Annotated in this window: 10 protein-coding genes; 1 reads left to right on the top strand and 9 read right to left on the bottom strand. The window is 62.8% G+C overall.

Translation table 11 applies throughout. From position 1 onward, the window contains the following. Window positions 1-9: 9 nt before the first annotated feature. The 4 genes from ABGT66_RS01230 to ABGT66_RS01215 all read right to left on the bottom strand — a co-directional run bounded on the left by ABGT66_RS01230 (window position 10) and on the right by ABGT66_RS01215 (window position 4,399). Complete coding sequence (locus ABGT66_RS01230; RefSeq protein WP_346688266.1) at window positions 10-798, bottom strand: ABC transporter ATP-binding protein; 789 nt, start codon at window positions 796-798, stop codon at window positions 10-12. Beyond that, on the bottom strand, window positions 795-1,862 hold the full coding sequence (locus tag ABGT66_RS01225) for an iron ABC transporter permease (protein ID WP_346688265.1): 1,068 nt from the start codon (window positions 1,860-1,862) through the stop codon (window positions 795-797). The genes ABGT66_RS01230 and ABGT66_RS01225 overlap by 4 nt, the downstream gene beginning before the upstream one ends. Before the next feature lie 317 nt (window positions 1,863-2,179). Then, window positions 2,180-3,529, bottom strand: coding sequence for a hemolysin family protein (locus ABGT66_RS01220; RefSeq protein ID WP_294193749.1), 1,350 nt, complete (start codon window positions 3,527-3,529; stop codon window positions 2,180-2,182). Window positions 3,530-3,790: 261 nt separating this feature from the next. Next, window positions 3,791-4,399 carry a histidine phosphatase family protein gene (locus ABGT66_RS01215; RefSeq protein ID WP_303148070.1) on the bottom strand — a complete coding sequence of 203 codons (609 nt, stop codon included), beginning with the start codon at window positions 4,397-4,399 and terminating at the stop codon, window positions 3,791-3,793. A gap of 120 nt (window positions 4,400-4,519) precedes the next feature. Here ABGT66_RS01215 and ABGT66_RS01210 point away from each other — a divergent pair, with 120 nt between their 5' ends. Continuing rightward, complete coding sequence (locus ABGT66_RS01210; RefSeq protein WP_346688262.1) at window positions 4,520-5,344, top strand: MBL fold metallo-hydrolase; 825 nt, start codon at window positions 4,520-4,522, stop codon at window positions 5,342-5,344. 9 nt (window positions 5,345-5,353) lie between these two features. On the opposite strand, the gene ABGT66_RS01205 is transcribed toward ABGT66_RS01210, so the two are convergent. From ABGT66_RS01205 to ABGT66_RS01185, 5 genes are all read right to left on the bottom strand, one after another. Further along, a complete protein-coding gene (locus ABGT66_RS01205) occupies window positions 5,354-6,091 on the bottom strand; it encodes a hypothetical protein (protein ID WP_346688260.1) in 738 nt (245 codons plus the stop codon). A gap of 12 nt (window positions 6,092-6,103) precedes the next feature. Next, window positions 6,104-7,714, bottom strand: a complete 1,611-nt coding sequence (locus ABGT66_RS01200) for an ASKHA domain-containing protein (RefSeq protein ID WP_346688258.1) — start codon at window positions 7,712-7,714, stop codon at window positions 6,104-6,106. After that, a complete protein-coding gene (locus ABGT66_RS01195) occupies window positions 7,714-9,060 on the bottom strand; it encodes an aminotransferase class III-fold pyridoxal phosphate-dependent enzyme (protein WP_346688257.1) in 1,347 nt (448 codons plus the stop codon). The genes ABGT66_RS01200 and ABGT66_RS01195 overlap by 1 nt, the downstream gene beginning before the upstream one ends. Before the next feature lie 119 nt (window positions 9,061-9,179). After that, a complete protein-coding gene (gene nhaC, locus ABGT66_RS01190) occupies window positions 9,180-10,715 on the bottom strand; it encodes a Na+/H+ antiporter NhaC (protein ID WP_346688255.1) in 1,536 nt (511 codons plus the stop codon). A gap of 128 nt (window positions 10,716-10,843) precedes the next feature. Then, window positions 10,844-12,214 carry a uroporphyrinogen decarboxylase family protein gene (locus ABGT66_RS01185; protein WP_294193256.1) on the bottom strand — a complete coding sequence of 457 codons (1,371 nt, stop codon included), beginning with the start codon at window positions 12,212-12,214 and terminating at the stop codon, window positions 10,844-10,846. Window positions 12,215-12,252: the final 38 nt, after the last annotated feature.

Raw genomic sequence — 12,252 nt, 5'->3', positions numbered from 1 at the left:
TTGCGGAAATTATTTATTTTTATCGAGCGCCCATTCGGGCAGGTATGTGACGGCGGGCCTGTGCGTCGCGGGGTGCAGCTCCGCCTCGGCGGTCACGCCGTAGACCTCGCGTATCAGCTCGGGCGTCAGCAGCTCCGCGGGCGTCCCCTCGCGGAATACGCGCCCCGCCTTCATCACGTAGAGCCTGTCGCAGTAGAGCGAGGCCATGTTGAGGTCGTGAATCGCGGCTATGACGGTGAGGTTCAGCCGCTTGATGAAGTCGAAGATGTCGAGCTGGCAGCTCACGTCGAGGTGGTTCGTCGGCTCGTCGAGTATCAGGAAATCCGTCTGCTGCGCAATCGCGCGCGCTATCAGCACGCGCTGCTTCTCGCCGCCCGAGAGGCAGGAATAGCGGCGGTGCGCCTCCCCGGCCATGCCGACGTGCTCCAGCGCGTGCGCGACTATGCGCTCGTCCTCGGCGGTGTCCCTGTCGAAAAATCTCTTGTACGGGCTGCGCCCCATCGCTACGATGTCGCGGACGCTGAACTCGAAGAGTACGTCGTTCTCCTGCCCGACGACCGCCGTGCGCCGCGCCGTCTCGCGGTAGCTCAGCCTTGAAACGTCCTCGCCGTCGAAGAGTATCGTACCGCGCTGCGGCTTTATCGCGCGGTAGAGGCATTTCAGCAGCGTCGACTTGCCGCTGCCGTTCGGCCCGATGATTCCGACGAACTCGCCGCGCTCCGCGCAGAGCGAAACGTCCTCGACCGCCTGCCCGCGCCCGTAGGAGTAGCAGAGGCCGCGCGCCTCGACGCGCTTCATCTCGCGCGCCCCCCGCCGCGCCGCCGCAGCATCCATATAAAGACGGGGCCTCCGGCAACCGCCGTCAGTATGCCGACCGGCAGCTCCTCGGGCGCGATGACCATGCGCGCCGCGACGTCCGTCCAGACGACTAGCACGCCGCCGAGCAGCGCCGCGACCGGCAGCACCTTCTTATGGTCAGAGCCGACCAAGAGCCGCGTGAAGTGCGGCACCATGAGGCCGACGAAGCCTATCGTGCCGCTGACCGCAATCGTCGTCCCAGCCATCAGCGAGGCGAGCAGCACGAGCAGCTTGTGCGTCCGCCGCACGTCCACGCCGAGCGTCGCGGCGCTCTCCTCGCCGAGCAGCAGCAGGTTCAGCGCCCTGTGGTTCAGCATCAGCGCCGCCATGCAGAGGACGAGCACCGCGAAGGGCAGCGTCAGATAGCTCCAGCGCGCGCCCGCGAGGCTGCCCGCCATCCAGAACGACGCGTTGTGCAGGCCGAGCGCGTTCGGCGCGCTCAGCGTGATGATGCGCGTCACGCCGTCCATAATCATCGCGACGGCGACGCCCGAGAGCAGAAGCTGCGGAATGTTGATGCGCCCGTTGACGCGCGAGAGCGCGTAGACCGCCGTGATGGTCGCGGCGGAGCCGAGGAAGGCGCTTATCGAAAGCGAGTACGCGCCGAGGAACGAAAAAACGCCGAAGAGCATCCCGAGCGTCGCGGCCGCCGCCGCGCCCGACGAGACGCCGAGGATGAACGGGTCGGCGAGCTGGTTGCGCACGAGCGCCTGCATCGTCACGCCCGTCACGGCGAGCGACGCGCCGACCGTCATGCCGAGCAGCACGCGCGGCAGCCGCAGGCTCACGACGATGCGCTCGTCTACCGCGCGCCACGAATGTTCTATTAAATCCCCGGCGAAGGGCAGGCGCGAGGCGAGTATCCTCAGCGTATCGCCGGGCGAGACCGACACGGGGCCGAGCCCCGCGGCGAGAGCGGCGGATAGAACCGCTGCCGCGGCGAGAACCGCGAGCAGCAGCGGCACCGCGCGCCCGTCTATCAGAAAGCTTTTTCCGTCGTCCATATTTACCGCCTTTCCGCAAATCCGGCCCGCGCCGGACAAAAAAATCACGAAGACCTCTTCGAGAGAAAATCAGAGACCTTCGTGATCCGTTCGTACTTTTTTCGTAAAGCTCCCGCGCTGCGCGACTGCCGGACGGATGCCCCGCCCTTCCGCGCCTTCGTGGCGCGGAGATATTTTCGCGAACGCGAGTCAAAAATAGCGCACGCCGCCTCTTTTGTCAACGCGGCGCGGAACGCGCGGAGGCACGAAAAAACGCCGCCCCGCGCCTATGCGGAGCGGCGTAAATTTACTGCCGCGTCGGAATCGCTGCGCGCGCCCTAACAGGGCTCGCCGCCGACCTCTTCGTCCTTTTCGTTCTCCTTCATCACGGAGACGGAGGCCTTCTCTATTCTGTGGTCGACGATATCAGTGACGTTGATGGCCAGCCTCTCGGCCTCTATCTCGAAGGTCGTGCCGTCGTCGGGGACGGAGCCGTAGTTCGCGAAGACGAAGCCGCCGAAGGTGTCGTACTCGTCCACCGGAAGCGTCACGCCGAGCTCCTCCGCCACCTCTTCGAGCGGCGCGCTGCCCTTAATCTCCCACTTGTTCTCGTCTACCTTTTCAATCTCCGGCGTCTCCTGCGGCTGCGCGTTCTCGTCGTCGAGGTCGCCGACGAGTTGCTCGAGCAGGTCGTTCATCGTCACGATGCCGGCCATTCCGCCCTGTTCGTCGAGCACTATCGCGAAGTGGTCGCGCGTCTGCTTCATGCGCTTGAAGAGCACGTCCGCGCGCACGCCCTCGGGGACGAAGCAGGGCTGCACGACGGCGTTCTTCATCACGTTCTCGCGCGTCTTGTCGCGCAGGCGGAAGTACTCCTTCGCCTTCAGCACGCCGATGACGTTGTCGACGCTCTCGTCGCATATCGGGTAGTTCGAGAAGCGCGTCTCGTTGATCGTCTTCTTCCACGCCTCGGCGCTGTCCTCCATCCAGAGCATCGCCACGTCGCGGCGGTGCGTCGCGAACTCGCCGACCGGCAGGTCGTCGAACTCGAAGATGTTTTGAATCATCTCCTTGTCCTCTTCGTCTATCGTGCCGCTGCGGCTGCCCGCGTCGACCATGAGGCGGATGTCCTCCTCGCCGACCTCTTCGTCGTCGGCCTTCGGGTCGATGCCGATGAGGCGCAGCACGCCGTTCGTCGAGACGGTGAGCAGCCAGACGAGCGGGGCGCAGAGCTTCGCGATGAAGGAAATCATCGCCGACATCGCGAGCGCGAGCTGCTCCGCCTTCTTCATAGCGACGCGCTTAGGCACGAGCTCGCCGAAGATGAGCGTGATGTAGGAAAGAATGAGCGTGATTATGACGACCGAGATAGTGCCGAGCGTCTTCTCGGGGAGCGGCACTCCGAGCGCGACGAAGACCGCGACGAGGCGGCTCGAGAAGTTGTCAGCGGCGAAGGCGCTCGCGAGGAAGCCCGACAGCGTTATCGCGACCTGTATCGTTGCGAGGAAGGTCGCGGGGTTATCCGTGAGCTTCTTGAGCCTTCCCGCGCGCGCGTCGCCCTGCGCCGTGAGCTGGTCGAGCTTAGCGCCGTTGACCGAGATGACCGCTATCTCCGCGCACGCGAAAATCGCGTTCGAGATGATGAGCACTACCTGCAAAATGATCTGCCACAATATGCTTTCTTCCAAGATGATTCCTCCCAGATTTCAAACCGCTCTGCGCGGCGGATAAAAAAACAAAAAAAGGGACAGGCCCCTACCATAGAAATGCAGGTACAGGCTTGTCCCGTCTTCGCGTATTTATCGTTATTGGTTGTTCACATGATCGGCTGCTGTCAGAGCAACTGTCCGCGTCGTCCATACGGCGTATTCTTCCCCTTTGTAAAAACTTCTCATATTGTAGGATAAAATCTGATTTTTGTATATACGGCGAAAAATACTGATTCTTCGTCAGCCCAGCGGCGCGAAGAGAAATTCCGGAAGCTTCTCGCAGCTCAGCGCGCGCCCGTCCGCGCCGCACTCGAGCGCGTAGACGCCGCCGTTCGGTATCTTCCAGTCCCAGTGGCCGACCGCCGGGTCGGCGAAGCGGTGCAGCGCCGCGCGCATAACGTCGCCGTGCATCACCGCGGCCGCGCTCTCGGCCCCGCGTTCGCGGCAGATTTCCAAAATCCGCAGGAAGCCCCGCTCCGCGCGGCGGCGGAAATCTCCGAAGCTCTCGCCCTTCCACGGCGGCGTCTCCTCGGGCTTTCCTATCCACGCGAAATAGTTCGGGTCGTCGTCGAGGCTCGTGTAGGGCACGCCCGCGAGCTCGCCCATGTCGCATTCCGCGAGCTCCGCAAGCTCGAAGTCCGCGGCGCGGCCGTAGATAATCTCCATCGATTCGGTGCAGCGGCGCAGAGGCGAGGAAAAGTACAAATCACACCTCGGGTAGTCGTAGCGCGCGCATATCGCGCGCAGCGCGGCGGCCCCCTCGTCGGAAAGTCCGGCGTTCGTCTGTCCCGTCCAGACCTTCATGGAGTTCGCCGTCGATTGGGCGTGGCGTATCATATATATCCTCATCGTCATACCTCCGTGCCGCCCCCGCGGGAGCGCGGAAGCCCTAAGATCATAGCGCCCGCCGCCGCCTTTGTCTATCTCGCGGCGCGCGCGGCTGTTAAAATAGCCTTGGGGTGATTCTATATGCTGAAGATAAGCGTGCTCGTAGACAACAACGCGCTGATCGGGCGCTATTTTCTCGCGGAGCCGGGCTTCTCGCTCTGGATTGAGTGCGGCGGCAGAAAAATTCTTTTCGACGCCGGCTACTCGGGGATTTTCCTGCGCAACGCGCGGCTGATGGGGATAGACGCCGCCGCGCCTGATACGGTCGTGCTCTCGCACGGACACAGCGACCACACGTGGGGGCTTTCCGCGCTGATTTCCGAGCGCACGGCGCGCGGCATGAAGGACAGGCCCGCGCTCGTCTGCCATCCCGGCGCGCTCGCGCGCAAGAAGCTTCGCGGCGCGGACGCTGGAATGATAATCGCGCCCGAGGTTCTCGGAAGCTTCTTCAATTTGCGCCCGTCGCGCGAGGTTATGGAAATCGCGGAGAATTTATACTGGCTCGGAGAGATTGAGCCGCTCGTCACGCCGCGCGGAACTCTCGGCGAAGCGATGGACGAGGGCGGAGATTGGCGGCCCGACGCCTGCTTCGACGACTCGGCGCTCGTCTACGACGGAGCGGACGGCCTCGTGATAATCACGGGCTGTTCGCACTCGGGGATATGCAACATCGTCGAGCAGGCGAAGCGCGCGACGGGGCGTGAAAGGATAGCCGACGTCATAGGCGGCTTCCATCTGCGCAGCGGTTCGGAGGAAGAAATGCGGCCCGTCCTCTCCTATTTCGAGAAGGCCGCGCCGCATAACGTACACGCCTGTCACTGCACCTGCTTCGCCGCGCGCGCCGCGCTGGCGGCAAAGTTTGAGGCGGACGAGCTCGGCGTGAGCTCCGTCTTTGAATTTAAGTAGCCGCGCGCGCTACAGCTCCGCCTGCATGTGGCAGCCGCCGAGCTGGTAGTAGAGGCACTTTTTGCCCGCGCAGGGCTTGCATGGCTCGGACTTGAAGACGGCCTCGTGCTCGGCCGAGCCGAGCGCGACGAAGGAGCACTGCGATTTTCTCGGGCGCAGCAGCGAAAGGCCGCTCGCGCCCACTCCTATTATATTTTCCGTCTCGCCGAGGGTCACGACCTTTTCCATTAGGTCCTGCCTCATGCTGCCCATGCCGGGGTAAAATTCGCCGTTGACGAATTTCCCGAGCTTCGCGGCGGGGTTTTCCTTGACCCAGCGGTCGAGCGCCGCGTGCATGTCGTAGAGCGCTATCGAGCCCGCGACGTCGAGCAGGAAGCCCGTCATGAGGCTGCCGCGCGAGTTCATCAGCTCGGTGCATTCGCGCTCGAGCTCCGGCCCCGTCGTCCAGACGGTCATGACGACCTCGCTGACGGAGTCGTTGACGCGCAGCAGCTCCGCGCCGAAATTCTCCTCGGCGACGGCTACCGGCATCGTCACGACGCGCGCCGCGGGGTTGAAGAGCTTTTCGAAGCCCTCCTCCTCCCAGTAGGCCGCGAACTTGTCGAACTGCTTTTTGTGGCGCTCGCCCATCTCGTCGTAGAATTTTTCGAGCGCCGCGAGGTTCACGCCGACGGGCGCGCTCTCATGCTCTTCCACGCGCGAGAGCGCGCCGTATTCGGAATAATATATCTTTATTTTCTTTTCCATGCCGTCAGCCCGCTAAAAGGCCATCGCCTTTACGAAGCGCTTCTGGAAGTCCGGCAGCGACGACAGCTCGACGTACTTCATCTTCTCCGAAACGTCCTTCGTCCGCTCGTAGAACTCCGCCGATGCGAGCGCGAGGCTCGCGCCGAGGCCCGAGGAGTTTTTCACGCCGCGTATCCTCGCGCGGTCGATGTCGGGGATGAGCCCCGCCGCTATCGCGCTCTCAATGTCGATGTTGTTGCCGAAGGCGCCCGCGAGGTAGACCTCGGATATCCCGTCCTTCGTTATGCCCGCGCGCTCGAGCATGACCTCGGTGCCGACCTTGACGGCGCCCGCCGCGAGCTGCACCTCGCGGATGTCCTTCTGCGTGAGGTATATCGGGTTTTCCTCGTCGGTGAGCAGCAGCTGCACCATGCCATTCGCGTTCCGGCAGAGGCGTTTGGCGAAGCGCGGGTCTTCGCACTTCTCGGGCGCGGTGAAGCGCCCGCTCGGCTCTATGACGCCCTCGCGCAGCACGACCATAATCGCGTCGATAAGCCCGGAGCCGCAGAGGCCGACGGGCTTCGCGTCCCCGATGGTCTTGTACCGGAGCTCGCCGTCCTGCATGTAGATTTTTTCAATCGCGCCGACGCTCGCGCGCATCCCGTACTGTATGCGCGCGCCTTCGAAGGCCGGCCCCGCCGCCGTAGCGCAGCAGAAGAGCCCCTCGCGGCTACCGATGACTATTTCGTTGTTCGTGCCGATGTCTACGAGCAGCTTTACGCCCTCGGCCTTCTCCATAGAAAGCGCCGCGACGCCCGCGACGATGTCCGCGCCGACGTAGCCCGCGACGTTCGGCAGCATTTTTATGACGCCGTTCTCGTTTATATGGATTCCTATTTCGGAGGCCTTGAAGGGCGGATAGAGCAGGAACTGCGGATTGTACGGGCTGCGCCCTATGCTCTCGGGCGAGACGCCCGCGAAGAGGTGCTCCATGACTGTGTTGCCCGCGATGACGATTTCTGTGATGCCGCTCTTTTTTATGTTATTGCGCTCGGCGAGCGTGCCGAGGCTCTTGTCCATCTCCTCGGTGAGGACGCTCTGAATTTTCGCAAGCGCCTCGGGCGAGGCAGACGAGTAGGCGATGCGCGAAATTACGTCGTCGCCGTATGCGACCTGCGGGTTGAGGAAGGATATCTTGTCGAGCTCGCAGCGTTCCTCGAGGTCGAACAGATAGCAGACGACCGTAGTCGTGCCGATGTCCACCGAGACGCCGTAGCCGTGCGCGTCGGGCGACCAGTCGGATATTTCGTCGGAGAAGCCTTCGAGTATGCTGTGCCCCTTCGATTCGACGCGGTCGACGACCGTCACGGAGCCGCTGCGCACGACGCGCGCGCAGCACGAAAGGCGCATCCCGGCCTTGACGTCCGCCTCGCTGAGCACGTTCTTCTCCGTCTCGCCGATGGGCGAGAGCGGGTTGTCCGCGCCCGTTTTTACGCGGCATTTGCCGCAGACGCCAGCGCCGCCGCAGTGGCGGCCTATCCTCACGTCCGCCGCGTCGGCGGCCTCGGTGAGCGGCGTCCCCGCCGCGACGCGCGCCGTGACGCCGTCCGGCAGGAATTTTACCTCGCACATTGTTTCATCCATTAAGCCCATCCCCTTGCAAATTCGAGAACTTCGTCGCCTATCAGGCCGTTTCTGTAGTCTTCGATGGATTCGCGCAGTATTTCGAGCGCGCGCTCCGTCTCCTCGTCCGTGATGACGAGCGGCGGCTGTATCCGCAGCACGTTGTCGCTGAGGAAGGTGATTATCAGCCCGCGCTCCCAGCAGCGGTAGCATATCTTCGCGCACGCGCCGCGGTCCGGCTCGCCGTTTTCGTCGACGATCTCCTGCGCTATCGTGAGGCCGAGGCCCCGCGTCTCGCCGAGAAGCGGCAGAGCTTTCTTCATCTCCGCGAGCTTCGCCTTTATATTCTCGCCCGTGCGGACGCTTTTTTCAATTAAATTTTCATCTTCGATGATTTTTATGGTTTCGAGCGCGGCGCGGCAGCAGACGGCGTTCGCCGCGAGCGTTATGCAGTGCCCCGGGTCGCGCAGCGAGTCCGCTATCTCCGCGCGCATGACGACGGCGGAGAGCGGCATGCCGGAGGCGAGCGACTTGGCTATCGCTATGATGTCCGGGACGACGCCGAAATGCTCTATCGCGAACCATTTGCCCGTGCGTCCCATGCCCTGCTGCACCTCGTCCGATACGAAGAGGATGCCGTGCTCGCGGCAGAGCGCGGCGAGCTCGCGCACCCAGCGCGCGGGCGGCACGACGAGGCCGATGTCTCCGCCTATCGGCTCGATGATGACCGCCGCGACCTCGTCGGGCGGAAGGTAGAGCGAAAAGGCCGTCTTTATCTCCTCGAGGCAGGCGAGCGAGCAGCTCTCAGGCTTCTCGTGCCACGGGCATTTCGCGCACTGCGGATAGCTGAAGTGGTGGAAGCCCGGCAGCATCGGACCGATGCCGCGCCTCATGTTGAGCGATATCGCGGAGGCCGATAGCGCGCCGTAGGTCGCGCCGTGGTAGGCCGTCTTGAAGGTTATGACGCCGCTGCGCCCCGTGTACTTGCGCGCGAACTTTATCGCGCCGTCTATCGCGTCGGAGCCGGAGAGGCCGTATGCTGTCTTCTTCGGAAAATCTCCGGGCGTTATCTGCGCGAGCTTCTCGGCGAGCTCGACGGACGATTCCTCGTACATGTAGCCGATGGTGTAGCAGAGCAGACGCTCCGCCTGCTCCTTTATCGCGGCGACGATTCTCGGATGGCAGGTGCCCGTGTTGAGCGAGGCCGCGCCCGCCGCGAAGTCTATATATTCGTTGCCGTCGGCGTCGCGCAGAGTCGAGCCTGAGCCGGACGCGACGGCGAAGGGGTAGTAGGGCGAGCGCGACGACGGCGCTATGAACCTCTCGTCGCGCGCCACGATATCAAGCGATTTGCTTACGTCTCTCATCTGTGCGGCCCTCCGTTTCCGTTACTTAAAGAGAGGACGAAGCTCTTCTCTCAAAGACTTCGTCCTCGTTTGCTGCGTTATGTTTTCTTCATCGCGCCGCGGAAACGGCGCAGCGTAGGCTAGGCTTCCCTCGCGAAGGTGAGCGCGGTGCGCTTCTCGACCTTGTCGTGCTTGTCGGAACCCCAGTAGATTCCGATGCCGAGGTAGGAGATGATTACCGCGAATATCGGGTTGATGATGTTCAGGAAGCAGTAGGGCGCGTATTCGAGCGTAGGCACGCCGAGCGCGTTCGACTGGAAGGCTCCGCAGCCCGTCCACGGGATGAGGACCGCCGTCAGTGTTCCGCTGTCTTCAAGCGAGCGGGAGAGCATACGCGGCGAGAGGTCGCTCTTTTCGACGGCTTCGCGGAACATGCGTCCCGGGACGACGATTCCGAGGTACTGGTCGCCGAGGAAGAAGTTGCTGACGAAGCAGGAGATTACGACGAGGAGGATGAAGTCGCCGACGCGGCGGACCTTGTAGAGCAGCGGGTTGAGCATGACGCTCAGGTAGCCGCAGCGCTCCATGATGCCGCCGAGGACGAGCGCTATCATGATCATCGAGAGCGACCACATCATGCTGTCGATGCCGCCGCGGTTCAGAAGCTCGGCGACCATGCCGCCGACCTCGTGGGCCAGCTCGGGATTGACGCCGGTGATGCCGTGCTCGGCGAGTATCGCGGGAACGGCGGCTGCGTCGGCGTTGCCGAGCGCGGTCGCGACCGTCGATTCATATCCGTAGTGGATCGCGGTCATAGCGTCGTGGAGGCTTACGCCGTGGCACATTGCTATGACGGAGGCCGAAAGCGTACCGGCGACCATGCCCGGTATCGCGGGGCACTTAAGAAGGACGAGGCCGATGACGACGATAGGCGGTATAGCTACGAGCAGCGGGTTGAGGTCGAACTCGGCCGCGATTATCTGCTGGAAGGCTACGATGCGGCTTGCGTCGAAGTTCTCTCCGCCGCCGGAGTACTGCATGCCGAGCACTACGGCGATGATGCAGACGATGATGTACGACGGCCCGGTCGTCCACATCATTGCGCGGATGTGGTCGAAGAGGTTCGAGCCCGAAACTGCGGGCGCGAGGTTCGTCGTGTCGGAGAGCGGAGACATTTTGTCTCCGAGGTAGGCTCCGGAGATGATGAATCCCGCGGTCAGCGGAGCGGGGATGTCAAGGCCGGCGGCGATGCCTATGAGGGCGACGCCGACCGTCGCGCCGACGCCCCACGAGGCGCCTATCGCGATGCCTATTATCGAGCAGATGAGCAGCGAGGCGAGAAGGAAAATGCCCGGCGAAAGAAGATTAAAGCCGTAATAGATAAGTCCGGGGACGACGCCGGCCTGCACCCAGGCTCCGACGAGCATGCCTATCGTTATCAGTATCAGAAGCGCGCCGAGAGAAGATGTGATGGCGTTGAATACGGCGATTTCCATATCCTCCCACGAAACTCCGACGACGAACTTGCCTATGAGCGCCGCGGCGGTCGCCGCCATCGCGATAGGCACGTGAGCGTCCATTCCGAGTCCGAGAAGTCCGTAAGCGATAATCGCCGCGATGATGACGAACGTTCCGAGCGCTACCCCAAAGCTGGGTTTTTTGTCAGTTGTTGCCATTTCTGTTCCTCCGCTTCTTTATTTGGATTTCATAATAATAAACTAAACAAGCCCGCGAGGCAAACCCCTCAGAATGCCGGCGGGGTGGGGAAACGAAAGCGCGCCCCATGACGGGGCGCGCGGGCATACTACTTGAGTCTCTTGTCTATCTCTTTCATCAGGGCTTCGGCGGTCGGCGTGATGTTGTCGAAGACGACCTCGTTGTTGATGAGGAGCGTCGGCAGCGTGGAGACGCCGAGAGCCTGCGTGCGCTTGATTCCGGCAGCGCTCTTGATGAGCGATTCGCGCCACGTGAGCTTGTCGCCGTAGTGCGGCGCGACGTTCTTGACCGCTTCGCACATGTACTGGCACGGGGCGCAGCCTTCCGAGTCGAGCGTTACGATTTCGACGAAGACCTTGCCGGGCTCGATTTTCACGTCTTCGAATACGTCGCCGGCCTCTTCGGCGTTCTGCAGCGCTTCTTCAAGCGACATGAAGCCGGAGGTGTCGGATGGCTCTTCGCCGGTTGCGGCGTACTTGCCGACGGCCTCGAGGTTGTAGAACGGCGTGTCGTAGGGCAGGTCGCATCCCGGCGAGAGGATGTAGCCGCGCTTGCCGCCGATCTCGATGCGCTTCTTGACGTCAGCGACGCACTCGCGCGGCGAGCCGAAGAGCAGCGTCGTCGTGAGCGGGATGTTGCCCTCGAAGGCGACGTTGTACTTGTAGGCGAGGTCCTTGACGAACTGGAGGTCCACCTGCTCGTCGAAGGCGACTGCGTCGGGCTTGCTCTGCATCATGAGCTCGATGTTCTTCGTCGCGTTGCCGCAGCAGAAGAGGGTCACGATGCCGCCCTTGCCGCGCACCTCGTCGATGACGGGCTTGACGTAGGGCGAAACGAAGGCCTCGAAGTGCTTCGGAGCGATCTGGCTGGTCATCGGGTCGACGACCGCGACGACGTGCGCGCCGGTCTCCATGTACCACTCGCCCATACGGCGCGTGATTTCGGCGCAGAAGGCGAGAACCTTATGAGCCTCGTCGGGCTTCCTCATCATGTCCATGATGAAGGCCGAGCCGCGGAGGTGCAGAGCGAGCGTGAAGGGGCCGCAGCAGAGGCCGAAGACGGCGACCTCGTCGCCTATTCTCTCGACGAGCTTCTTCGTCGCGTCGAAGAACATCGGGAGGCGTCCCTTGTCCTTCGTGAACTCGGGAAGGTCTTCGAGCGTCTTGCCCTGGGCGAGCACGTGGCCAGTTACCGCGGGCGGGTTGTTCTTGCTCCAGTGGAGGCCGCAGCCGAGAACCTCTGCTTCGGCCTGGAGGTCGAAGGCCGAGCAGACGCCGTCGGCGTAATAGCGCTTCGCGGCGGTCTCTACGGCGTTGACGAGGATGTCTCCGTTTTTAAGCATTTCTTCGGCGTCGGAGCCGACGAGCTTCGCGACGTGTACGCCGGTGAAGGGGACCCACGGTACGCGGTCGACTTCTTCAAAACGCAGGGCTTTGAGGACTCTTTCTTTACCGTTCATAAGTTCACCTCATTATGTATTGTGTTGTCGTAAAGTCA

This window comes from uncultured Cloacibacillus sp. (assembly GCF_963926575.1).
In the GTDB taxonomy this organism is placed as follows: Bacteria; Synergistota; Synergistia; order Synergistales; family Synergistaceae; genus Caccocola; species Caccocola faecigallinarum.
The sequence above is the reverse complement of the archived record's forward strand: the minus strand, read 5'-3'. Positions and strand labels throughout refer to the sequence as shown.